At 69.9% G+C, this 22,336-nt stretch carries 16 protein-coding genes, 1 tRNA gene and 1 pseudogene; 9 read left to right on the top strand and 9 right to left on the bottom strand.

Going from position 1 to position 22,336, the window contains the following annotated elements; translation table 11 throughout:
• Positions 1 to 227: 227 nt before the first annotated feature.
• Entirely contained in the window at positions 228 to 2,798 is a 2,571-nt protein-coding gene (locus tag OG252_RS49430) for an ABC transporter permease (RefSeq protein WP_329344715.1), read from the bottom strand.
• Complete coding sequence (locus OG252_RS49425) at positions 2,798 to 3,574, bottom strand: ABC transporter ATP-binding protein (RefSeq protein ID WP_266446824.1); 777 nt, start codon at positions 3,572 to 3,574, stop codon at positions 2,798 to 2,800. Before OG252_RS49425 ends, OG252_RS49430 begins: the two co-directional genes overlap by 1 nt.
• 345 nt (positions 3,575 to 3,919) lie before the next feature.
• Between OG252_RS49425 and OG252_RS49420 the strand changes: the two genes are divergently transcribed.
• From OG252_RS49420 to OG252_RS49395, 6 genes are all read left to right on the top strand, one after another.
• Complete coding sequence (locus OG252_RS49420; RefSeq protein WP_329344712.1) at positions 3,920 to 5,215, top strand: sensor histidine kinase; 1,296 nt, start codon at positions 3,920 to 3,922, stop codon at positions 5,213 to 5,215.
• Positions 5,184 to 5,855 carry a response regulator gene (locus tag OG252_RS49415; RefSeq protein ID WP_266446818.1) on the top strand — a complete coding sequence of 224 codons (672 nt, stop codon included), beginning with the start codon at positions 5,184 to 5,186 and terminating at the stop codon, positions 5,853 to 5,855. The genes OG252_RS49420 and OG252_RS49415 overlap by 32 nt, the downstream gene beginning before the upstream one ends.
• 647 nt (positions 5,856 to 6,502) lie before the next feature.
• On the top strand, positions 6,503 to 6,751 hold the full coding sequence (locus OG252_RS49410) for an Hsp20/alpha crystallin family protein (protein ID WP_266446816.1): 249 nt from the start codon (positions 6,503 to 6,505) through the stop codon (positions 6,749 to 6,751).
• Between the two features lie 556 nt (positions 6,752 to 7,307).
• Positions 7,308 to 8,351 (top strand): phosphotransferase family protein, encoded by a 1,044-nt coding sequence (locus tag OG252_RS49405; RefSeq protein ID WP_329344710.1) that lies wholly within the window; start codon positions 7,308 to 7,310, stop codon positions 8,349 to 8,351.
• 331 nt (positions 8,352 to 8,682) lie between these two features.
• The gene (locus OG252_RS49400) at positions 8,683 to 9,360 is read left to right on the top strand and encodes a DUF4097 family beta strand repeat-containing protein (protein WP_329344708.1); all 678 of its coding nucleotides are present in this window, start codon (positions 8,683 to 8,685) and stop codon (positions 9,358 to 9,360) included.
• A gap of 32 nt (positions 9,361 to 9,392) precedes the next feature.
• The gene (locus OG252_RS49395) at positions 9,393 to 9,950 is read left to right on the top strand and encodes a GtrA family protein (protein ID WP_329344706.1); all 558 of its coding nucleotides are present in this window, start codon (positions 9,393 to 9,395) and stop codon (positions 9,948 to 9,950) included.
• Between the two features lie 751 nt (positions 9,951 to 10,701).
• On the opposite strand, the gene OG252_RS49390 is transcribed toward OG252_RS49395, so the two are convergent.
• The 6 genes from OG252_RS49390 to OG252_RS49365 form a co-directional block, all read right to left on the bottom strand.
• Positions 10,702 to 10,938, bottom strand: coding sequence for a hypothetical protein (locus tag OG252_RS49390; protein ID WP_266446807.1), 237 nt, complete (start codon positions 10,936 to 10,938; stop codon positions 10,702 to 10,704).
• A 260-nt stretch (positions 10,939 to 11,198) separates the two neighbouring features.
• Complete coding sequence (locus OG252_RS49385; protein ID WP_037751662.1) at positions 11,199 to 11,402, bottom strand: cold-shock protein; 204 nt, start codon at positions 11,400 to 11,402, stop codon at positions 11,199 to 11,201.
• Positions 11,403 to 12,169: 767 nt separating this feature from the next.
• A tRNA-Trp gene (locus tag OG252_RS49380) sits at positions 12,170 to 12,243 on the bottom strand.
• A 106-nt stretch (positions 12,244 to 12,349) separates the two neighbouring features.
• Positions 12,350 to 12,928, bottom strand: a complete 579-nt coding sequence (locus OG252_RS49375) for a dihydrofolate reductase family protein (protein WP_329344702.1) — start codon at positions 12,926 to 12,928, stop codon at positions 12,350 to 12,352.
• Positions 12,929 to 13,250: 322 nt separating this feature from the next.
• Positions 13,251 to 14,333 (bottom strand): sugar ABC transporter substrate-binding protein, encoded by a 1,083-nt coding sequence (locus tag OG252_RS49370; RefSeq protein ID WP_266446792.1) that lies wholly within the window; start codon positions 14,331 to 14,333, stop codon positions 13,251 to 13,253.
• Positions 14,330 to 16,789, bottom strand: coding sequence for a SpoIIE family protein phosphatase (locus OG252_RS49365; protein WP_443068518.1), 2,460 nt, complete (start codon positions 16,787 to 16,789; stop codon positions 14,330 to 14,332). Before OG252_RS49365 ends, OG252_RS49370 begins: the two co-directional genes overlap by 4 nt.
• 596 nt (positions 16,790 to 17,385) lie before the next feature.
• Between OG252_RS49365 and OG252_RS49360 the strand changes: the two genes are divergently transcribed.
• The 3 genes from OG252_RS49360 to OG252_RS49350 are packed head-to-tail and all read left to right on the top strand — an operon-like array spanning position 17,386 to position 20,571.
• On the top strand, positions 17,386 to 18,474 hold the full coding sequence (locus OG252_RS49360) for a sugar ABC transporter substrate-binding protein (protein ID WP_266446787.1): 1,089 nt from the start codon (positions 17,386 to 17,388) through the stop codon (positions 18,472 to 18,474).
• Between the two features lie 37 nt (positions 18,475 to 18,511).
• A complete protein-coding gene (locus tag OG252_RS49355) occupies positions 18,512 to 19,294 on the top strand; it encodes an ATP-binding cassette domain-containing protein (RefSeq protein ID WP_266446784.1) in 783 nt (260 codons plus the stop codon).
• A gap of 5 nt (positions 19,295 to 19,299) precedes the next feature.
• Positions 19,300 to 20,571 carry a sugar ABC transporter permease gene (locus tag OG252_RS49350; protein ID WP_266446782.1) on the top strand — a complete coding sequence of 424 codons (1,272 nt, stop codon included), beginning with the start codon at positions 19,300 to 19,302 and terminating at the stop codon, positions 20,569 to 20,571.
• A gap of 68 nt (positions 20,572 to 20,639) precedes the next feature.
• On the opposite strand, the pseudogene OG252_RS49345 reads toward OG252_RS49350, so the two are convergent.
• Positions 20,640 to 22,280: pseudogene (locus OG252_RS49345) on the bottom strand (ATP-binding SpoIIE family protein phosphatase); the annotation flags it as partial.
• Between the last annotated feature and the right edge of the window lie 56 nt (positions 22,281 to 22,336).

Genomic DNA, 22,336 nt, shown 5'->3' with positions numbered 1-22,336 from the left:
CATGCGTCTGCCGAAATGAGGAGACTAGCGAGGCTCGGGACTTCGAGGCCGAGCTGCTGGCGTGGTGGGCGGCCTGCGCCCGGACCGACGGCGCTGTGCCACCGCCGGGTGCCAACACACCTGGGGTGAAGCACAACCGGCCTCGCGGCACCGTTCTTGCGGCGGTTTGACGCCTCACTGGCGGTCGCCGCCAACCGAGGACTGGACGTGGAAGCAGCGCACCCCTTCTACTCCTGCCCGCCGATCGCCTCGACCGGCCGGATCCTCAGCAGCACCCGCGTCGGCACCATCATGCCCGCCGCCGCCAGCACCGCCGTCGCCCCCGCGATCGCCAGACAGCCGAGACCGGACACGGCCGGCCACGGCGAGTCGCTCAGTGCCAGGGACACGAGGATCAGCGGGAACGCGGACAGCAACGTCCCGATTCCCACCCCGGCCACGATCACGATGACGGTCTCCCGGCGCATCATGCCCACGACTTGACGACGGGCCGTCCCGGACAGCCGCAGGAGCGCGAACTCCCGCCGTCGTGCGCCCGTGCTCATCGCCAGCGTATTGACGACAGTGATCGCCGTGTACCCGATGATCAGCCCCACGACGAGGTAGTTGACCCAGGCGTTCGCCTGCTGCTCCGTCAGCTGGTCGTCGACGGCGAGCCCGTCCCGGAGCACGGTGCCCGGGTAGTCCGCCGCCACGTCGGAGAGCACCTCGGGGATGACTGATGCCTTGGGGTCGGAGCGTACGAGTACGGACGCGTCGACCTTTCGCGTGGTGTGGGCGAGCAGCAGGTCGTGCTCCAGGGTGACGTCGGCGAACCCGAAGCCGCGTTCGTAGATGGCGACGACCTGTCCCCGGAACGGGGTGCCGTCGCCCAGGTACAGCCTGGCCGTGTCGCCGACTCCGAGGCCGAGCCAGGACGCGGTGGTGGTGCTGATCGCCACGCTGGTGTCCGACAACGTGGTCAAGTCCCCTGCGCGCGACCGTAGATCGAGTGCGGTACCGAGGGCGCGAGGGTCCACGCCCTGCGCGCTGAGCGAGACGGACGCCTCTGCGCCCAGCAGCCTGCCCACAGCAACGACCTTGGATTTCACGATTCCGGTGGCGGACCGCACCTGCTTCATGGCCCTCACCTTGTCGGCCAGTTCGGGTGACACCCCGGACGGCGCCGTGAGGACGTGGTCGGCGACAAGGCCGGACCGCAGTTGGTCGGCCGACTCCCTCAGGCCGGTGGTCTGAGTGAAGACCACGGTCGACGCGAAGGCGACGGCGAGCACGAGCGGTGTGATGGCACCGGCCAGTCTGCCCGCGTTGGCCTGCGTGTTGGCCGCCGCCAGGAACCCCGTGACGCCGGTCCTGTTCACCAGCGGGCCGAGCAGGCGTACGGCGGCGCGGGAGACCAGCGGGCCGAGCACTGCGACGGCGATCACGAGGAGGAGTACGAGGGAGTTGGCGAGCCCGACAAGGGTGAAGAAGTCGGCGTTCTGCGCGAGGCCGGCGGCGAAGATGCCCGCGGCCAGGACAAGGAGCACACCGCCGGCGACCTTGCGTCCGCGGCCGAGACCGGGGGCCTCCAGCGCGGCTTCTCCGAGCGCCTCCGTCGGCCGTATCCGGGTCGCGCGCCCGGAGGCGGACAGTACCGCGACCAGCGCGGTCAGCTCGGTCACGAGCACCGCCGCGAGGAAGGGCAACGGGCTGATGGCGAGCCCGAAGTCGGGCGGCACAATGCCGTGTCCGGCGAACCGGTCGCGCAGCCAGTACACCAGGGCCAGCCCGACCGGACAGCCCAGCGCCCCGGCGACCAGGCCTGTGACGGCGGCCTCCGCGGCGACCATGCGCCGGATCTGACCGGGTGTGGTGCCGATCGCGCGTAGCAGGGCGATCTCGCGGCGGCGGTGCCGGATGGACAGCGATGTCGTGGCGAACAGCACGAAGACGGCGATGAGCATGACGTTGCCGCCGACCGCGGCCGCCAGCACCACGAGGTTCGACCCGCTGACGGTGATGTCGAGGAACTCCACCCGTCCGCGCCCCTCCCCCGTGTGCACGGCGAGCGTGTCGTCGTCGAGCGCCGCCTTGATGCCGTCGGCCAGTCGCTCGGGTGATGTGCCGGGGGCGGCAAGGACGCCGAAGGCGTATACGGAGGGTGCGGGCGCCAGTTGGCGCAGGGCCGGCTCGGACATGAACGCGACCGACCGGCGGGGCGCCCGGCCGTCCTTCAGCGTGACGAGTCCGGCGACCTCGAAGGTACGGGGCACGGACGTGGTCATGAGGCGGACCTCGTCCCCGGGGCGGATGCCCGCCCGTCCGGCGATCTCGGTGTCCAGGGCGATCTCCCCAGGCGGGCGCGGTGCGTGGCCGGCGGTCAGTCGGAAGTCGCCGAGAGGCAGGCCCGACCAGTTGTGCGCCTCCGGTGCCTGACCGTGCCGCCCGGCGACCGGCTGCCCGTCCCTGGTCACCAGGCGCACCGATGCGCCTATGTCCGCGATCACCGACCTGACGCCGTCGACGCCGGTGATCCGGTCAGCCACCGAGACTGCCAGCGGTACGCGTTCCGGCAGCGGCTGCGCCTCCTTGAGGGTCGATCCGTCCAGGTCCTTCAGGGTCAGTTCCACTTCCTGCCGGCCTGCGACGACCGCGTCGGCCGCCGCGTATCGCTCGGGGGACGACCCGGCCCGTATGCCCGATTCCAGGAGCATGCCGCAGGCGCTGAGGACGGCGGCACCCAGCAGCAACGCGACGAACGTACCGGTGAAACCGCCCTTGCGGGCCTTCAGCGTCAGCAGGGCGAGGCTCAGCATCAGGCGGTCCTCCGCAGGCCGGAGAGGACTTCCGCGACACGGTCCGCGCTCGGTGCGCCCATTTCGTCGACGATGCGACCGGTGCTCAGGAAGACAGCGTGGTCGGTGTGTGCGGCGGCCACCGGGTCGTGCGTGACCATGACCACCGTCTGGTGCAGATCGGTGACCGCCTGCCGCAGCAGGCCCAGGATGTCCCGGGCGGTCTCAGGGTCGAGTGCTCCGGTGGGCTCGTCGGCGAAAATCACCTGGGGGCGGGTGACGAGGCCGCGCGCGATCGCCACCCGTTGCTGCTGACCACCGGAGAGCTGCGTGGGAAAGCGCGCGAGGCAGTCGCCCAGGCCGACCGTGGTCATGATGTGGTGGAACCAGGCCGCGTCGGCCTCCTTGCCGGCCAGCCGCAGGGGCAGCGTGATGTTCTGCTCCACGGTGAGGGAGGGGAGGAGGTTGAAGGCCTGGAAGACGAAACCGATGCGGGTGCGCCGCAACTCCGTCAGCCGTCGCTCTCTGAGTGCCGCCAGGTCCTGGCCGCCGAGGCGGACCTCCCCCGAGGTGGGCCTGTCGAGGCCGGCCGCACAGTGCAGGAACGTGCTCTTGCCCGAGCCCGAGGGGCCCATCACCGCCGTGAACGTGCCGGGCTCGATGCCCAGGCTGACCGTGTCGAGCGCCAGGACGGCCGTCGGGCCCTCGCCGAACTGCTTGGTCACGCCCGTCAGTTGCACCGCGTACCGGCCTTTGGCGGCGGACACGTCCGGTTGTTGGCCCCACGACCGCACCATGACTCCTCGACTCCTCGGCACCTCGACGGCTCCTCAACACCTCGACGCCTCGACGCTTCGACGCCTCGTACGGCATTCCGTTATCGGATTCGGATTCCGTGCTCCCTCAAGTGCATCGGCGACAGCGGGTCGTAGCCTCGGCCGCACAGTCGAACTCGTGCGTCCGTCGCCCGGGCGAGCCTCCGTGTGGTCTCCGCCGTACGAAGGAGCAGGGGGCGCCCCTGACCTGCCGCGCGCTGCGGCCTCCTCCTCCCTGCGGAGGATGCCTTCACGAAGGAGACGGCCACCCCTGTCTCAGCCCGAGGACAGATCGACGCACCTGGCGATCCGTCTAACGTGGGGTCCATGACGCTGGATTCGTTCGCGGGGCGCCGCATACCCCCGGCCGTCACCGACGCGGGTCTGGCCCTGCTGCTCGCCGCCGGACTGATGGCCGTGGCCGAGGCGATGCCGCCCGGCGGACCCGAACTGCGCACCCACGACGCGCGGTTCTTCGTGTTCGCCCTGCTGTCCGTGCTGCCACTGGCCGTCCACCGTCTCTTTCCGTTGCCCGCTCTGCTCGTGATGGCGGCGGCAGCGAGCGTCCTCCAGGGGCTCCACTACGTCCCGCAGCTCTCCAGTCCCGACGGCACCTCCATCGGGCCGAGCTACCTGGGCGTGGCCACGGCCGTGTTCCTCACCGCCGTGCGGGGCACGCCGAGGACCGCGACCCTGGTGGTGACCGTGCTCATCCCGGCGGCGGCCGTCACCGAAGCGGCGCTCGCCTCGCCCGGCCACCGGATCGCCACGCTGCTGACCGAGGCGATGATTCTGGTCGCCGCGTGGGCCCTCGGCCGGCTCCACCGAGCGCGCGACGCCATCCGGAACCAGGCCGTGGAACGGGCCGCCGCGCTCGAACGCGAGCAGGTCGCCAACGCGCGCGCCGCCGTCATGGAGGAGCGCGCCCGGATCGCCCGCGAACTGCACGACATCGTCGCGCACAACGTCAGCCTGATGGTCGTCCAGACCATCGCCGCCGACCGGGTCCAGGACCGCGACAGCCAGAAGGCGCACGAACTGCACGGCACCATCGAGGAGACCGGGCGGGCAGCCGTCACCGAACTGCGCCGGCTCCTCGACCTCCTGCGTACGGACGAGGAGGCCGAGACCGATCCCAACAAGGAGCCGCCACAGCCCACCGTCGAGGCCATCCCGGAGCTGGTGGACTCGGTGCGCGCCGCAGGCCTCGCCGTCGACTTCGAGACCACGGGAACCCCCGCCGAGCTGCCGGCCGGTTCACACCTCACCGTCTACCGCGTCGTACAGGAGGCCCTCACCAACACGCTCAAGCACGCCGGCCGCACCCGCACCGACCTCAGCGTCGCCTGGGAACCGGAGCGTCACCGCCTCACCGTCCGGCTCTGCGACGACGGTCCACGGCCCGGCGACGGGACTCCGCGTCCGCCCGCCCTGCCCAAGGGCTCGGGCCATGGACTGGTCGGCATGCGAGAGCGCATCGGCGCCGTGGGCGGCTCCCTGCACACCGGCCCCCGCCCCGGCGGCGGTTACTGCGTCCACGCCGTCATCCCCCTCCCCACACCCGACTCACACCAGGAAGGGCACTGCCCGCATGCAGGCCATCCGCGTCCTGCTGGTCGATGACCAGCCCATGATCCGGACTGGATTCCGGCTCATCCTCGAAGCCGAACCGGACATCATGGTCGTCGGCGAGGCACCGGACGGCGTTTCCGCCGTCGCGAGCGCCCAAGCCCTGCGGCCCGACGTCGTCCTGATGGACATCCGCATGCCGCACATGGACGGTGTGGAGGCCACCCGGCTCATCGTGCAGACGGGATCACCGAGCCGCGTCGTCATCCTGACCACCTTCGACCTGGACGCACACGTCGTGGACGCCCTGCGTGCCGGAGCCAGCGGCTTCCTGGTCAAGGACGGTCCCGCCGACTCCCTCGTGGACGCCATCCGCACCGTCGCCGCCGGCGACGCCGTCCTCTCTCCCCGCGTCACCCACCGCCTGTTGGACCGCTTCGCCCATCTCGCCGCGCCCACGACCCCGGCCGTCCCGTCCCGCCTCGACGCCCTCACCGGCCGCGAACTCGACGTCCTGCGCGCCCTCACCCGCGGGCTGTCCAACGCGGAGATCGCACGCGAACTGGGCGTGGGAGAAACCACGGTCAAGACACACATTGCCCACATTCTGGAGAAGTACCAGCTCCGGGACAGGGTGCAGGCCGTGATCCTGGCATACGACAGCGGGCTCGTGCTGCCCCGCGGTACCCGATGAACGGGCCCGGCGGATGATTAGTACTCCGTCTCTCGGTGCGGCGGATCACCGACCCCGTGGAGGTGCTGCGGCACCTCGGCGTTCCCGCGCCCAGGCCGAGTACCTCTCGCTCGCGCGGGGTGATGGCCGGCACCGGGGTGTCCGTAGGGGTGTCGGAGGCGCAATGGGAACGGAGAGCCTGCGCAACGAGGCGGTCGAGCGTGTCCCGGCTGAAGGGGGCCTCTCCCTTGGCGGCCCGGCGTACGGCCCCGCGGCCAGCCCCGGCCATCGTCGGACCGGTGGTGTGCACGCCCGCGGCAGAACGCCTCCAGGCTGGAGGTGTCGTGTACGGCTCCCCGGGCGACCGCGGCCTCGACGTCGCCGGTATGCGTTCCACAGCGCCGTCCCCCGCGTGACGTCGCCGCCAACACCGGCGATTCCGAACAGGTTCAGGTGGATGATGCTGGAAGGGGGATGGAAGAGGAGCGAGAGATGAGCAGCATGATCAATCGGATCCCCGGCTCGCCCACTGTGCCCGACCTGCCCGACCTGCCCGACTGGGACGAGGCAGGATTCCCCCACTGAACGCGGCTTCGGCAACGCACGGCATCCACGTCGAAGAACGCCTGACGCAAGGGACATACGAGCTGCGCGCGGAGCTACCAGGCATGGACCCCGACAAGGACATTGAGATCACCGTCACGAACGGCATCCTGACGCTGCACGCCGAGCATCGCGAGACCACGGAGAGGCGCCCCGTCCACTTCCGCTACGGCCCCTTCGAACGGCTGCCGGTCGGGGCGAAGTACGACGCAGCGGCTGCGGAGTACCGGGACGGTGTTCTGACCATCACGGTCCCGATCCCGGCGCCGGAGACGAACGCGGACTCCACGGCCATCCCGCTGCGGCATTCCTGAGCTCCGCTCCCGCCCCCCAGCAGAGCCTGTACCTGACCGCGTCCTCCGGAGGCTGCACACTCACGAGGTGGCGGGCCTAGAACAGACGACCTTGGGTAGTCGGCACCTGCTTGCAGGGAAGCGGCGTAGCGCCTGGGGAGGTCGACGCCGCTTCCCTGCTGCTTGCTCAGAGAGGCCCCAACAAAGCCGTTGGAGGTGTCGGTGGTTGATCAGGCGGCGGCGAGGCCGAGGACAGCTTCGGGGATGTCGTCGCGTCGTTCCCAGCCGCGGGAGGTCTTCCGCGCCGACTGTTCCACCGGCCACCGCCGGCCGAGGACTCGCTCGGCAAACAGATGCTCGCCCTGCTGGGGCAGTTGGAGGCCGCCTGCGCGGATGTGGACGATCCTCAGTTTGCCCGGGCTCGGCGTCCAGCAGCAGGCAGCCTCACGTCCGGCTCCGTGAGATGTCTGTTTATGGTCCCCGGTCCTAAGTAGCCTTGGGTCCTACGCTGGCGTGGTGTCCGAGCGCACCGGACGGCCTGGGGAGAGAAACTGAGGGTGACGAGGAAGCCGACGCAGTGAGCCGCGAGCCGTTCGCGCACGACACGGCCACTCGAATCGAGTACCTGGCGCAGACTGAGCCCGCGTCCTTGGGTCTGCCCGAGCAGACACCAGCGTCATCACCACGGAATAACCGAGTCCGGTTACTGGGACAGGGAGAGAGCTACACGGCCTGGCGCCTCGACGCCGACGGAAGTCCTCCCTTGGTCATCCGGGTCCCACGCCGGGCTCCCGAGGACCTGCCCCGGCCGATGAGCAAGGAGTTCGCCGCCCTCCCCCTCATTCCGGATGGCATCGGCCCCTCAGCCGTGCTGCTGGAACAGAAACGCGACAACCCTCTGGGATCTCCCTACATGGTGTGCGGGTACGTTTCCGGCCGGGTTCTCCACCCCGCAAAGTGGAACGACGGCCTTCTGGCCGCTCACGCCCGCCAGCTGAGCAGACTTCACGCCCGGACCTTCGATCGGTGCGGTGACGTCGACGCACCGGCGGAGGAACAAGGCACGAATCTGTCACTGACCCACCTGTTCACCACAAGCCTCACCTGGTGGAGCGAGACATTCCCGCACGTGGTCGACGACCCGGAGGTCAGCCGACTGCTCCCCCGCGTGGAAGCCTTCATGGCGGCGGCGGAACCCGCCTTCCGGCGCTTGGAGCGGTTCACCCTCATCCACGGCGACCTCGTGGTTCCCAACATCCTGGTCGACGACGCCGGCACGCCACGCTACGTGGACTGGGAATGGGCCGAGATCGGCGACCGGGCCAAGGACCTGGCCTACATCGGTGGCTGCATACCGACTCCGCCGTGGTACCTGCCGCTGGATCGTACGAGGATCCGCAGGTTACTGGAGACCTATCTGCGGCACGCCTCCGACACCTGCGACGAGACGCTGGACAGCCTGCAGACGCGCCGCGACGCGTGGGAGGTGTACGAGCGGTTCTTCTCCTCCCTGCACTTCCGCACCCGCCGCAACAGCCCCGAGGACCTGCAGACCGGTCTCTATACCCACGCAGTCGCTCAGCTCACAGCCGGTCTCCGCCACCACCTCGCACCGTCCTGATTCAGCCTCGAGACCGCCCGCATCGCCGTATCTCCACGACCACGGCCCGCAAGCGGGATCTCGACCGCGCAGGCGCTCGCACAGGGGGTGCGTCGTGTGAGGCCGGCATGGCGGTCTCCTTCGTGGGCCGTGACGTTTCCCCTATAGCGTTCACTTCTGATTCATTGCAACGAACCGGGTGACGTTTGTTGCATTAGACTCCAGGCCATTGCAATGAATTCTCTGTCTTCATCTGCACTGATGGTGATTTCGCGCAACGAGTCTGTTGCCTAGACCTTGAATGCAACGTAGCTTTTCCTTCATCGGAAACAACGAGCCGAAGGAAAACACGATGCAGAAGTTCGCCACCCCCACCCCCATCTCCGCCCTCCTCGACATCCCCGCCGGACACATCCGCTTCATCGCCGCCGACCGGACCGACACCACCGTCGAGATCCTCCCCGCCGACGCCTCCAAAAGCCGCGACACCAAGGCGGCCGAGCAGATCACGGTCACCTACAGCCACGGCGACGGCGTCCTGCGGATCGAGGCCCCGCCCGCCAAGAACCGCATCCTCGGCGCCTCCGGAGCCGTCGAGGTGACCGTCCAACTGCCCGCCGGCTCCCGCGTCGAGGCCAAGGCCGCCGACGGCGAGCTCCGCGGCGTCGGACGGCTCGGCGACGTCACCTTCGAAGGCGCCCAGGGCACGGTCAAGCTCGACGAGACCGCCGACGCCCGCCTCGTCCTCATGGCCGGCGACATCTCGGTCGGACGCCTGGGCGGCCCCGCCGAGATCAGCATCCAGAAGGGCGACATCCACATCACCGAGGCCCTGCACGGCACCGTCGACCTGCGCACCGAGGCCGGCCACATCACGGTCGGCGCCGCCCGCGGCGTCTCCGCCTCCCTGGACGCCGGCACCAGCCACGGCCGGATCCACAACGCCCTCAAGAACACCGACGGCGCCGACTCCGCCCTGACCATCCACGCCACCACCGCCTACGGCGACATCACCGCCCGCAGCCTCTAAAAGGCACCCTCTCTCTCCGGAAGGACGCAGCCATGAAGTCGCCCCTCGCACCGAAGCCCGAGACGGCGACTTCGGCCTCTCCCGGCCCCATCGCCTCCTTCCTACGGTTTGTGATCTTCGGAGGTGGCGTCGGGATCCTCTCCAGCTTCGCGGTGCCGCTGTTAGCCATGACCATGCCCTGGGCGGTATCGAACGCGGCCATCACCATCGCCTCCACCCTGCTGTGCACCGAACTCCACGCCCGCTTCACCTTCGCCAAAGGACGCAGCGCCGGATGGCGAGAGCACTGGCAGTCCGCGGGCTCGGCAACCGCCGCGTACCTGACCACCAGCGTCGCCATCTACGTCCTGCATGCGGTGCAGCCCTCCCCCGGCACGCTGACGGAGCAGACCGTCTACCTCACCGCCTCCGGCCTCGCCGGCACAGGCCGCTTCATCATCCTGCGCCTCTACGTCTTCGCCGGCCGCCACGGCCGGACCACACAACCACTGACTCAGCAAGGGACCACAGCCATGCCCCTCCCGACAGGAATGCGGCAGCCGTCGTACACGAGCCGGCCCAACGGACCGCGGCCACAGCTGGCTGCGTAAAAGCCCCCGCCCCCCCCCAGCCCCAATGACACTCACCTTCGGAGCACCTCGGCGGGCAGCGGAGCCCGGTACAGCGCCCACCGGTCTCCGATGTCGGGGGCCGCGGCCACCAATTGGGACGGCAACCGAGCAAACTTGCACGACCTGCCCCAGTCAGAAGGACCCGTCCCGCCTTCGCGGTCAGACATCACCACGCCCGCGCAGCCGCGCCGTCGCGAGCATGTAGAGCCCTCCGCCGACGAGCACGGCAAGGGACAAGCGCACCTGTCATGGACGGAGTCGCATGCGTATCGCTGTTACTCGCACTCGCCGCCCCTTCTCCCCTGGTACGGCCGTCATCCGTCCACTCAGGTGGGCAGGCTGCGCCTGCCGTTTCTCGCCGTCCGTCGCGCCCGGCACCACACCAGCCGTTCCACCAACCCGCCGATGCCCAGGCGGATCCCGGCCCACGAGGCCGGGCGGCGGTCTCGTCGACGAACGCCGCCTCACCCGTCTTGCCCATGGCGTTGCGTACAGCGTCCCGGGTGCGGTCGATCAGCGCGGCGACCGGCCCGAGCGTGATGTTCTTGGCCGCGGACTCGGTGCCCGTGCCAGACGCCGGGAGGCGCGTCACGGCGTTCGTCGCCCGTGGTCTGCCCGACCTCGTCGAACAGGTTGCGGATGTCGCCGTGCTGGCGCATGAGCAGAGCCACCAAGTCGGCGTCGCTCGCGGCGATCCCGGCCATGTCAGCGCCTCTCCCTGGACGCCGCGTCAGGGATGCTCGCCCTCGCTCTGCGAGCGGTACTCGCGGCCGAACAGCTCCCGGTGCTGGGTCATCACCCGCTCGCTGGGCGGCTCCTCGCCACCGGGGACCTGCTCCTGCAACCGCCCGAACCGCTCGTGCGCGTCCCGCACACAGCCCGTACCGAGCGTGGTCAGGTCCATCTGGGTGCCGAGGAGTTCGCGGACGTACGCCATGTTCGGCTCGAAGGGGAGGACGTTCGGCAACTCGGGTGCGACGATCTCCTGAGGATCACGGCGTTCCCCTGGCGGACTGGTTCATGGCTGCTGCTCCGCCGACATGATCGTCAGCGCGTGCAGCCTGGAGAGCGGGTTGACCGTCCCCCGGTCGGACGGCTCGCGTGCGCCGTCGGTCGTGCTCCGCTGCGAGATGGGTCTGCCGTCGCCGCGCCGTGCTCGACGCCGCGGCGACCTGCAGGAGCCTTGCCGGTTCCCCAGGGCCTGTTCCGGCCCTGGGGAGGCACGGGTCAGGCGGGTGTGATGTTCTCCGCCTGCGGGCCCTTCTGGCCCTGGGTGATGTCGAAGGTGACTGCCTGGCCCTCCTGCAGCTCGCGGAAGCCGGAGGCGTTGATGTTGGAGTAGTGCGCGAAGACGTCCGGTCCGCCGCCATCCTGGGCGATGAAGCCGAAGCCCTTTTCGGCGTTGAACCACTTCACGGTTCCGCTGGCCATGCTCGTGCCTCTCAGTCAATGTTCAGGAGCCGCACCGCGCGGTCCTGGAGGTGATCGCCCTGGTTCGGCACCGCACAGCAAAGCGCCCGCGCCAAAGCGCGGGCAGGTCCTGCGAACCACGACAGCTGGCAGTGACGCTACACGGCAAAACCGGCCCCCACCAGAGAACAACACCTACGAGCCGCGCCGCACTTCGGGAAGCCTCTGCCTGGATCGAGTCCGCGCGCCGGGCAGACCCTCCCTCACGCACCCTCGCTCCGGATGCGGCGCTGCACCTGCGCAGTCCGGATCGGACACGCACCGACGGCGTCGGCACACGGCTGGAGTGAATCCGGAGGTCTGCGGATGACGGCACGGCACGCCGTGCCCGCTGGGGAGAACAGGCTTTCGTACATCCGTGGTGCTGGTCGCCCGTCCGGGCACAGCACGCACGAGCAGACGTCCCCGAACGGCTGGCGCGTCGTCCGCACCGCGTCGTCCCGACCGGACAGGCCAGCGTGGGTGCCCCCGCCGCCAACACCGCCATGCCCGCGCCGTACCGGAGGCACCGCGCACCGGAGCACCGTACGACAACTGGCTGCTCGTCTTCGACAACGCGGAGGACGTCGAGGCGGTGGGGTCGCCACCCCGCGGCCGGTGCCCTGAAACGATCGCCCGACCTGAGCACCGAGGACTCCGAGCAGGCGGGCGCCCGGCGCCCCTGGCCGGAGCTGGTCGCCCGACGGGGCGCGATGGCTCCTGTGCGCTGCGCGAACCGTGATCAACAGCAGGGGTGGCAGGAGTCGAACCTGCGGCATCCGGTTTTGGAGACCGGCGCTCTGGCCAGCTGAGCTACACCCCTTCGGTGGCGTCCCAGCGTGACACGCCCGGCCGTGGGGCCACCACGGGTTTTCCCCCGGCGTTCGGCCGCACGCGGGCACATCTGCCGCCGGTTCGTCCTGCATGACTCAGACATGGAGGGCGGGCCGGTAGATGAGTTCTTGGATGTGGCCGTCGAGCGTCCGGTGCTCGATCAGTTCGAGGTCGAAGTCGGCCGCACCCTGGAAGATCGGGTCCAGTCCGGTCTGACCGGTGATCACGGGGAAGAGCGTCACCTGGACGCGGTCGACCAGCCCGGCGGCCATCAGTGCCCGGTTCATCGACAGGCTGCCGTGCGAGCGCAACGGCACCTCGGACTCCTTCTTGAGCCGGGCGACGACGTCGACGGCATCGCCGCTCACGACGTTCGCGTCCGGCCAGTCGAGGGGTTCCTCCAGTGTGGTCGACACCACCGTTGTCGGCAGGTTCCTCATCCGGGTGACCCAGGGGTCACGCACCTCGGACTCCTCGGTGCTTGAGGCCAGCATCTGCGCGAACGCCCGGTACGTGTTGGCTCCGAAGATCATCCGCTGCTCCTCGGCGTAGAGGGCGAGGCGGTGGTCGAGGAGCTCGGGGCCTTGTTTGCCCCAGTAGCCGGTCCAGTTGCCGCCGGCGGCGCCGAAGCCGTCGAGGCTGGAAAAGACGTCGAAGGTGTAGGTAGCGGTCATGGTGTTCTCCTCGATTGCGGTTGATCGCGTGTTGGGGCTGATGCTCCCTTCGGGCGACCGGACCCGCGACGCCCTGCAATACAGACCGGCAACCACGGCGAGACTCATCGCTCTTGGACTGCTGGAGCTCTTGTACTCCTGAAGTTCTTGGACTCCTGGAGCTCTTGGACTCCTGAAGTCCCGCCGCCCCGGATGCGGCCCCAGAAGCTTTACCGCAGCCAAGGAGGCGGAGGGACAGCGTGTTCGGCGACGCGGCGGGCGGGAAGCAGAATGCCTCTCGCGCCGTCCGCCCCAGAGCAGCGCCGAGCACCGGACTGTGCCCTCACCGGGTGAGTCCGGCTTCGTCACAGGCGGGCTGGAGCTCCCGGGTGCAGATCTGGTCGACGCTGTACACGCCGTCCTTGACGAGTGTCTGCTTGATGGTGTCGGCCGTCACCGCGGTCGGAGTGAGCAGGACGGACGGGATGTTCCGGGTGGTGGGGCTGTCGATCGCCGTCGTGGCGATGTCGCGGGCGTCCTCGCCGCGTCCCAGGGCGACAGCCATGGCTGCGGCTGCGGCGGCTTCCGCTTTGAATGGTTTGTACACCGTCATGTACTGCTCGCCTCTGATGACGCGCTGCACGGCCGCGAGTTCGGCGTCCTGGCCGGTGATCGGAGGAAGCTCTCGCACATGGGCGGCTTTGAGGGCGGCGATGACGCCTGCCGCGATGGCGTCGTTGGCGGCCAGGACCCCGCCGATTCGGTCCGGGCCCAGAGCCGACACGGCAGCGGACATGTTGGCGTGGGCGTTCGCCGTGGTCCACCCCAGGTTGTCGTACGACTTGGCGATCTTCGTCTTGCCCTTGAGGACGGACAGGGCGCCCTTGCGGTACGACGCCGCGTTGGGGCTGGTGGGATCGCCGTTCATCATGACGACGTTCTCGTCGTCCGCTTTTTCACCCATGGCCTTCAGGAGTGCCTCGCCCTGGAGCTTGCCGACTTCCTCGCCGTCGAAGCTGACGTAGCCGGAGATCGGCCCTTCGGCGAGCCGGTCGTAGGCGACGACGGGGATTCCCTCCTGCTGTGCCTGCCGGATGGAGGAGCGCAGCGCCCTGGTGTCGGCGGCGTCGAGGATCAGGACTCCGACCCCCTTGGTGATCATGGAGGTGACCTGGTGCAGCTGCCTGGTCGCGTCGTTCTCGGCGTTGGCGTACTCCATCGTGCAGCGGGGACAGAGCTTTTTCAGGTGCTGCTCGATGAAGGGCTTGTCGGAGTGTTCCCAGCGTGGGAGCGCTCGGCTGGGCAGCAGCAGGCCGACGGTGAAGCTGTCCGCGCCCGCCTCGTCGTCTCCTCCGCAGGCGGCCAAGGGGATCGTCATGAGGCCGGCGACCAGCGCCGCGACGACATGCCGGATACGTGTCCTCATGGCAGGACCCCTCGTTCTGGCCGAGGTTCCGAGTCCGCGGGTGCGGACTCGGAGCGCGGCACAGCGATCTCGCTCCACACCTGCTTGCCGCCGGCCACGGGCATCGAGCCGAAGGAGTCCGACATCGCCTCGACGAGAAGCAGGCCCCGGCCGCCGGTCGACTCCCAGTCCACGATCACCGGCTTCGCGGGCGCCCGGGGCGAGGAGTCGCTCACACTGACGCGTACGCGGTCACCGCGGAGCGTCAGATCGACGCGGACCGGGCCCTGGGTGTGCACCAGCGCGTTGGTGACCAGCTCGGACACGACCAGGAGCACCGTGTCGGCTGCTTCCTCGGTTTTCCACCGGCGCAGAGTGCGCGCGGTGAAGCGGCGGGCGTGCATGACGGCGTCGGGCAGCCGCCACACCACCCAGTCGGCCCGGATCGGCCGCGTCTTCAGGCCGTCGTAGCGCAGCAGCAACAGGGCCACGTCGTCCTCACGTCGGCCGACGTCGCCGAGCAGTTCGTCGGCCATGCGCCCCGGGTCGGCCGGATCGGCCGCGGCGAGTGCGGTGCGCGTGCGGTGCATGCCCTCGTCCAAGGGCAGGTCGGAGGCCTCGACCAGACCGTCGGTGACCAGGGCGAGCACCGTTCCGGGCTCCAGCGCGAGCGCGGTCATGGGGAACTCCGCCTCGGCGAGGATGCCGAGCGGGAGCCCGCCTTCGACCTCCACCTCCTCGGTACGTCCGTCAGGATGGCGCACCAATGGTGAGAGGTGGCCGGCCCGTACGAACAGGGTGTTGCCCTCCTCCAGGTCCAGTTCGACATAGCAACACGTGGCGAACAGATCGGTCTCCATGCCGACGAGGAGGCGGTTGGCGTGGGACACGACCACGTCGGGCGGATGGCCCTCCACCGCGTACGCCCTGACCGCGGTACGCATCTGGCCCATGATCGTCGCGGCTCCGGCGCTGTGTCCCTGCACGTCACCGATGACCAGTGCGACCCGCTCCTCGGAGAGGGCGATGACGTCGTACCAGTCGCCGCCCACCTGCAGGCCCCTCAGGGCGGGCAGATAGCGTGCGACGGCCGTGCACCCGGGCAGTTCAGGAAGGCGTCGGGGCAGCAGGCTGCGCTGGAGCATGGTCGCGAGTTCCTGCTCCGCGTCGTGCGCGTGCGCACGCTGGAGGGCCTGTCCGACCAGCGCGGCGGTGGCGGTCAGCAGTGTTCGTTCCTCGGGGACGAACTCGTGCGGATGGTCCCAGCCGACCAGGCACACGCCGGCGACCCGCCCCTTGGCGGGGAGCGGCAGCACGGCCAGACCGCCGCTGCCGATGCCTGCCAGTCCGGATTCGAGGGCCGACCCGGCGGGCCACAGGTCCATACGTCCGTCCTGCAGGGCCAGCTGCAGGGTGGGAAGAGCGCTGACGGGCGCGTCGGGCCATTCCGAACGCCACTGGGAGCGCCATATCTCCGGCCAGGCGGCGGGCTGCGGCGGGTCCAGCACGGTGACCATGAGCCGGTCTTCGTGCAGTTCGGCGAGCGCTACGCGGTCGGCGCCCAGCGGCTCGCGCAGTGCGGTGACGGCCACTCGGCCGACGTCTCGGACCGTGGCCGCGGCGTCGAGTGCGGCGGTCAGCCACTGGATCCTGGAGACGTCATCGGCGCTCCGGCTCAGGACCGACGTCGCCGTCACCACGCCCAGCACCTGCTCCGGCCGAGCGTCGGTGCCCGCCGCCGTTCGGCAGCTCAGACTCAGCCAGCGCATTTCACCGGTGGGGCGCCGGACACGGAACTCCAACTCCCGCCGGTCGTATGCCTGGCCTCTGGGTTCCAGGAGCGACATGAGTGCGTGCATGTCCTCCGGGAAGGCATGCGCGAGCAGGGTGTCGGCCTTGCCGTCGAAGTCGTCCGGCGTGATGCCGACCAGTTCGAGGAGCGCCTCGTCCGCCTCGATCAGGCCGGTGTCCGGCACCAGGACGAAGGTGCCCACGCGCAGACTCCGCAGCGCGGGATGCAGCACCGCCGAAGGGTCGGGGCGACCGGTGGCGGCCTGCAAGAGGTTGGCGATCGCGTCGGCATAGCGCTCCAGGAAGCGCCGTTGCTCGGCCGCGAATCCGTCCGCGGACCCGCCCATGACGACCAGGCAGCCCAGCCGTCTGCTCCCGGACACGAGAGGCAGCGCGCCGAGGGCCATCTCCGCTCGCGGTGGCGCCGGCGCGTTCTCGAAGTAGGAGGTGAGTACGGCCGGCGTGAGCCACACGGGCCGGTCGGTGTGGAAGGCGTGCGCCGCGGGTGAGCCGCCGGACAGCGACAGACGCTCCGGCACCCCCTCCGGCACGCCGTACGGGGAAGTGGCGCGTCCGGCCGTCTCCACCAGCCGAAGCTCTTCGTTGTCGGCGTCGGGCACATAGACCGCTGCCAGTTCCACGCCGGCGAATGTCAGGGCCCGATCGCTCACGGCGGCCTCCGGCATCGCAGGCTGAGGAGATCCACTGCCTGCCGTGCCGGCCTCGGCTGCCCGCACCTCGGTGACTCCGGCCCGGGCCCGGCCGTCATGAGGCATGTCCGCAACGTACCTCCCGCCCATGGCGCAGGTGCCGATGCGCTGGGAGACCAGGCACCCACCTACCAGAGTCTCATATGTGCAGGAAACGGACAGATTCCCGGTGGTCGTCACGGGTCGCGGAGCGCCGGTGCATTCGCAGATCACCGCCCCCGGTGCCACACTGACGACGTGGTCGTGTTGCTCCTTCCACGCGGTGCGTTGGAGTCTGACGTCGGGCTTCGGTATCGCGGCGGCCCGCCGACTGCCGATGCCGGGACGGTCGGGCGGAGGCCTCAGCACGCGAGCAGACTCACCACAGCGATCGGCGTCGCACGCCGTCACGCCCTGCTGACAGGGCCCCGACCTCGTGCGGGCCCCTCACGCCGTGTCCCACGCGCGCCTGCCGCCGCCGGTTCTGCGTGCACCGGTCGTCCGCCACCTGGCGAACGCCGGCGGGGCGCGGCCGTTGGACCTCGCGCCCGTCGACGGCCGGTCACGGGTAGCCGACGAAGGAGGTCCCCCGCATGAAGGCCTGCACACGGGAGGCGGCCCTCGCCATGTCCGCCGTCTCCACGGCCGTCGCCCTCGCGGCCTGCGGACCCGACGCCGGGAAGGACAGCGACGGGAACGACGCACCGAGGATCGGCCTGCTCCTTCCGGACGCCACCACGGCCCGCTGGGAGGGGCAGGACCGGCCCCTGCTCGAAAGGAAGATCGACGAGCTGTGCGCCGACTGCGCGGTCGAGCACACCAACGCCAAGGGCGATGTGGCCATCCAGCAGGAACAGATGAACTCGATGATCGCCAAGGGGGTCGATGCCATCGTGCTCGTGGCCGTCGACGCCAGATCACTCGGCGCCGCGGTCAGGAAGGCCGACGAGGCGGACATCCCGGTCATCGCCTACGACCGCCTCGCGGAGGGCCCGATCGCAGGCTACGTCTCCTTCGACGGCGAGGAAGTCGGCAAGCTCCAGGGCAGGTCGCTCCTGAAGGCCATGGGTGACACGGTGAGCGACGGCCAGATCGTCATGATGAACGGCGATCCCAGTGACCCCAACGCCGTGTCGTTCAAGAAGGGCGCGCTGTCCGTCCTCGATGGGAGGGTGAGGATCGGCAAGGAGTACGACACCCTCCAGTGGCGGACGGAGACTGCGAACATGAACATGTCCGCCGCCATCTCGGCCCTCGGCGTCGGCAACATCAACGGGGTCTACGCCGCCAACGACGGCCTCGCCGCCGGCAGCATCACCGCCCTCAAGGCGAACAAGGTCGATCCGCTGCCCCCGGTCACCGGGCAGGACGCCGAACTGGCAGCCGTACGGCGCATCGTGGACGGCGATCAGTACATGACCGTCTACAAGCCCTTCAGCCCCGAGGCGTCCGCCGGAGCCGCCTTGGCCGTGGCTGCCGCCCGCGGTGAAAGCCTCGCCCCGGTTGCCCAGGACAAGGTGAGGACCAGCACGGGCGAGGAGGTTCCGGCCGTCATGCTCGCCCCCGTGTCCGTGACGGTCGACAACATCAAGGACACCTTGGTGAAGGACGGCGTGTACACGGTCCAGCAGATCTGTACGCCCCGACTTGCCACCGCCTGCAATGACGCCGGGCTGACCTGACTGGTCGGTTCCTCACGAGGTCCGGTCCGGGAAGGAGATGTTCTCCGTGCCGACTCCCCCCTTGCTGGCGCTGCACGGCGTGTGCAAGCGCTTCGGCGTCGTCGAGGTCCTCACGGACATCGAGCTGGAGATTCGCGCCGGTGAGGTCGTGGCCCTGCTGGGCGACAACGGGGCCGGCAAATCCACCCTGGTCAAAGCGATCTCCGGAGTGACGCCCGCGGACCGGGGCGTCATCACGTGGGAGGGCCGGACGGTCCACATCAAGCGCCCCCACGACGCCCGTGACCTCGGTATCGCCACCGTCTACCAGGACCTCGCCCTGTGCGGAAACCTCGACGTCGTGGGCAATGTCTACCTCGGGCGGGAGATCCGCCGGTTCGGCTTCCTCGACGAGGTGGAGATGGAGCGCCGCACCAGACACCTCTTGGAGGGCCTGACCAGGAGCATTCCTGATCTGCGTGCTCCCGTCGTGTCACTGTCCAGCGGTCAGCGGCAGACGGTCGCCATCGCCCGCTCGCTCCTCGGCGACCCGCGGCTCCTCCTCCTGGACGAACCGACCGCGGCGCTCGGCTTCGACCAGACGACCGAGGTCCTGGACCTCGTCGACCAGTTCCGTGACCGCGGTCTGGGAGTACTGCTCATCAGCCACAACATGGGGGACGTGAAAGCTCTCGCGGACCGGGCCGCCGTCCTGCGGCTCGGCCGCAACAACGGCTTCTTCAACGTGAGCACCGCTTCTCAGGAACAGATCATCTCCTCCGTCACCGGCGCCACGGAAAACGTGCCACGCCGGATGGCCCACCGGGAGGCCGGATGGTGAAAGGGATGCGCAACATGGCGGACGACACGCAGCCCGAACCCGCCGCGCCCACCGCCAGGACCAGCCGGCCGCACGGCGGGCAGGCCGTCACCCGCGCGGTGCGGGGCTGGGGTGCCGCCGTCCGACGCAAGGTGAGGGCCGGCGAACTGGGCTCGTTCCCTGTCGTCCTCGTCCTCGTCACGGTCTGGATCATCTTCCAGGCCCTCAACGAGAACTTCCTCTCGCCCCGGAACCTGTCCAATCTCAGCGTGGACATCGTGGGCACCGGGCTGATCGCGGTCGGTATCGTCTTCGTGCTGCTGCTCGGTGAACTCGACCTGTCGGTCGGCTCGATCAGCGGCCTCGCGGCGGCTGTCTTCGCCGTACTGAACGTGAACAACGGCGTGCCGGAATGGCTCGCCCTCATCGTCGCGGTCCTCGCGGGCACCGCGGCGGGGACCGTTCAGGGCTACTCCTTCGCCAGGACCCGGGTGCCGGCCTTCGTCGTCACGCTCGCGGGGCTGCTCACGTGGAACGGCTTCATGCTCTCCGTCCTCGGGACCAGCGGCACCATCAACCTCGACGAGAACGGGCTGGTGGCCAAGCTGACCAGCTACTACTTCACCCATGACGGCGTCGCCTACGGCGTGGCTGCGGGCGCGGCGGGCGTGGTCTTCCTCGTCTCCCACCAGGACAGACGGCGGCGCAAGGCCGTCGGCATGCCGCATCGCTCGCTGCGGGGAATCGCGGCGCGCAGCGGAGCACTCGCGGTGATCGCGTTCGCGGCCGCGTATGTGCTCAACCGGTTCCAGGGCCTGCCGCTCGCCCTCCTGCTCTTCCTCGTACTCGTGGCCGGCCTCGACGTCGTGCTCCGCCGCACGCACTACGGACGGCAGGTCTACGCCCTGGGCGGCGGCGTCGAGGCGGCCCGGCGCGCCAGCCTCAGCGTGACTCGGGTGCGGACCGCGGTACTCGCGGTCTCCGGCACCATGGCCGCGATCGGCGGCCTCTTCCTGGCCTCGCGGATCACCTCGGTGAGCCAGAACTCCGGCTCCGGCATCCTGCTGCTCAACGCCATCGCCGCAGCGGTCATCGGCGGCGCCAGTCTCTTCGGGGGACGCGGCTCGCCCTGGAACGCGGTGCTCGGCATCCTCATCATCCAGTCGATCGCCTCAGGCATGTCGATCACGGACACCCCCACCGCCGTCCAGTTCATCATCACGGGCGGGGTGCTTTTCGCCGCGGTGGTCATCGACTCCCTGTCACGACGCTCGCACGAGGCACACGGACGGGCTTGACTCGTCCGTCTCTGGGCGCGGGGAGCCGACACTCGCTCGGCATGGCTCAAGCGATCCGGCACAGTCTCCTACGGAGCGGGCAGGATCTGCTCGGCCCAGATCGTCTTTCCGCTTCCCGTATGGCGGCTGCCCCACCGCTCGGTCAGCTGGGCGACGATCATCAGGCCCCGGCCGCCCTCGTCGAACACGCGTGCACGGCGAAGATGAGGGGCGGCACTGCTGGCGTCGGAGACCTCGCAGATGAGAGAGGTGTCGCGGATCAGCCGCAGCTGGACGGGCGGCCCGCCGTAGCGCAGGGCGTTGGTGACGAGTTCACTGACGACAAGCTCGGTCGTGAAGACCGCGTCCTCGGGCAGGTTCCACGCGGACAACTGGGCACAGGCCAGTTCGCGGGCGCGGGCGACGACCGCGAGGTCGGCGGGCAGGTCCCAGGTGGCGACCCGGTCGGCGCCCAGCGTCCGGGTGCGGGCCAGCAGGAGTGCGGCGTCGTCGGTACGGGGGTCGGACAGCAGGCTCCGCACCGCCGTCTCGCACGTCTCCTCCAGGGGGCGGCCGGGGTCGGCGAGGGCGTCACGGAGCAGGGCATACCCGGCGTCGGGATCACGTCCTCCGGCTTCGACGAGACCGTCGGTGCACAGGGCGAGCACGCTGCCCTCCGGCAGGTCGAATTCGGCGACCTCGAAAGGCAGGCCGCCGAGCCCCAGCGGAGGTCCGGCCGGTACGTCGAGCAGCCCGACCGTGCCGTCCGGGGTGGCCAGAACCGGCGGGGGATGGCCTGCCCTGGCCATGGAGCAGCGCCCGGAGACGGGGTCGTACACGGCGTAGAGACAGGTGGCCCCGACCTCGCCGACGTCCTCCCCGGCCGCATCGGTGCCGTCGTCCACCGAGTCCTCACGGTCCAGGCGTACGACGAGATCGTCGAGCTGGGTGAGCAGCTCGTCGGGCGTCAGATCCACATCGGCGAGGGTGCGCACCGCGGTGCGCAGCCGGCCCATGGTGGCGGAGGCCCGGATGCCGTGGCCGACCACGTCGCCCACCACCAGGGCCACCCTGGCGCCGGAGAGCGGAATGACGTCGAACCAGTCGCCGCCGATGCCGGCCCGGGCATGGGCGGGCAGGTAGCGGGAGGCCACCTCCACCGCGGCCTGCCGGGGCGCGTGGCGGGGAAGGAGGCTGCGCTGCAGGGCGAGCGCGACAGCGCGTTCCCGGGTGTAGCGGCGGGCGTTGTCCACACACAGCGCCGCTCGAGCCGCCAGCTCCTCCGTCAGGATCATGTCGTCCCGGTCGAAGGGGTCCGCGGTGCGGTGGCGGGCGAGGATCGCCAGCCCCAGGGTGACGCCGCGCGCCCGCAGGGGCACCAGCATCATCGAGTGCATCCCATGCGCCTCGATGCTGCGGGCGCGCTCGGGTGAGCCGGCCGCCCACCAGCGCAGGGCTTCGGCGTCGATCCGCTGCCGCACAGCCCGGCCGGCGGCCAGGGCACAACCCGCGGGCGAGTCCACCGGGAAGGTGTGCGTCCCGCCGAGCGGAACCACCGTCTCCGGGCAGCCTGCGAGCACCGACCGCTGTGCCGCCCGGTTGAAGACCAGGATGTCGCCCGGCGGAGCCGCGTCCATGTCCGCACCCTGAAGAGCGCTGTCCAGTGGCCGCCCCGTGCAGGCAACCCCCAGCGCGCGGGTCAGTGCGGTGACCTCACCGACCCGTCCGATCAGGCCCCGCTGCTGCTCAGCACGGTTGTTCATCGGCTCGCACGCTAACACCGGCG

The organism is Streptomyces sp. NBC_01352 (assembly GCF_036237295.1).
GTDB lineage: Bacteria > Actinomycetota > Actinomycetes > Streptomycetales > Streptomycetaceae > Streptomyces > Streptomyces plumbiresistens.
The sequence above is the reverse complement of the archived record's forward strand: the minus strand, read 5'-3'. Positions and strand labels throughout refer to the sequence as shown.

Bases quoted from the DNA above. Each gene is read 5' to 3' on its own strand.
- OG252_RS49430 (WP_329344715.1), bottom strand. From the start codon at position 2,798: ATGCTGAGCCTCGCCCTGCTGACGCTGAAGGCCCGCAAGGGCGGTTTC.
- OG252_RS49425 (WP_266446824.1), bottom strand. From the start codon at position 3,574: ATGGTGCGGTCGTGGGGCCAACAACCGGACGTGTCCGCCGCCAAAGGC.
- OG252_RS49420 (WP_329344712.1), top strand. From the start codon at position 3,920: ATGACGCTGGATTCGTTCGCGGGGCGCCGCATACCCCCGGCCGTCACC.
- OG252_RS49415 (WP_266446818.1), top strand. From the start codon at position 5,184: ATGCAGGCCATCCGCGTCCTGCTGGTCGATGACCAGCCCATGATCCGG.
- OG252_RS49410 (WP_266446816.1), top strand. From the start codon at position 6,503: ATGGACCCCGACAAGGACATTGAGATCACCGTCACGAACGGCATCCTG.
- OG252_RS49400 (WP_329344708.1), top strand. From the start codon at position 8,683: ATGCAGAAGTTCGCCACCCCCACCCCCATCTCCGCCCTCCTCGACATC.
- OG252_RS49395 (WP_329344706.1), top strand. From the start codon at position 9,393: ATGAAGTCGCCCCTCGCACCGAAGCCCGAGACGGCGACTTCGGCCTCT.
- OG252_RS49385 (WP_037751662.1), bottom strand. From the start codon at position 11,402: ATGGCCAGCGGAACCGTGAAGTGGTTCAACGCCGAAAAGGGCTTCGGC.
- OG252_RS49375 (WP_329344702.1), bottom strand. From the start codon at position 12,928: ATGACCGCTACCTACACCTTCGACGTCTTTTCCAGCCTCGACGGCTTC.
- OG252_RS49370 (WP_266446792.1), bottom strand. From the start codon at position 14,333: ATGAGGACACGTATCCGGCATGTCGTCGCGGCGCTGGTCGCCGGCCTC.
- OG252_RS49365 (WP_443068518.1), bottom strand. From the start codon at position 16,789: ATGCCGGAGGCCGCCGTGAGCGATCGGGCCCTGACATTCGCCGGCGTG.
- OG252_RS49360 (WP_266446787.1), top strand. From the start codon at position 17,386: ATGAAGGCCTGCACACGGGAGGCGGCCCTCGCCATGTCCGCCGTCTCC.
- OG252_RS49355 (WP_266446784.1), top strand. From the start codon at position 18,512: ATGTTCTCCGTGCCGACTCCCCCCTTGCTGGCGCTGCACGGCGTGTGC.
- OG252_RS49350 (WP_266446782.1), top strand. From the start codon at position 19,300: ATGCGCAACATGGCGGACGACACGCAGCCCGAACCCGCCGCGCCCACC.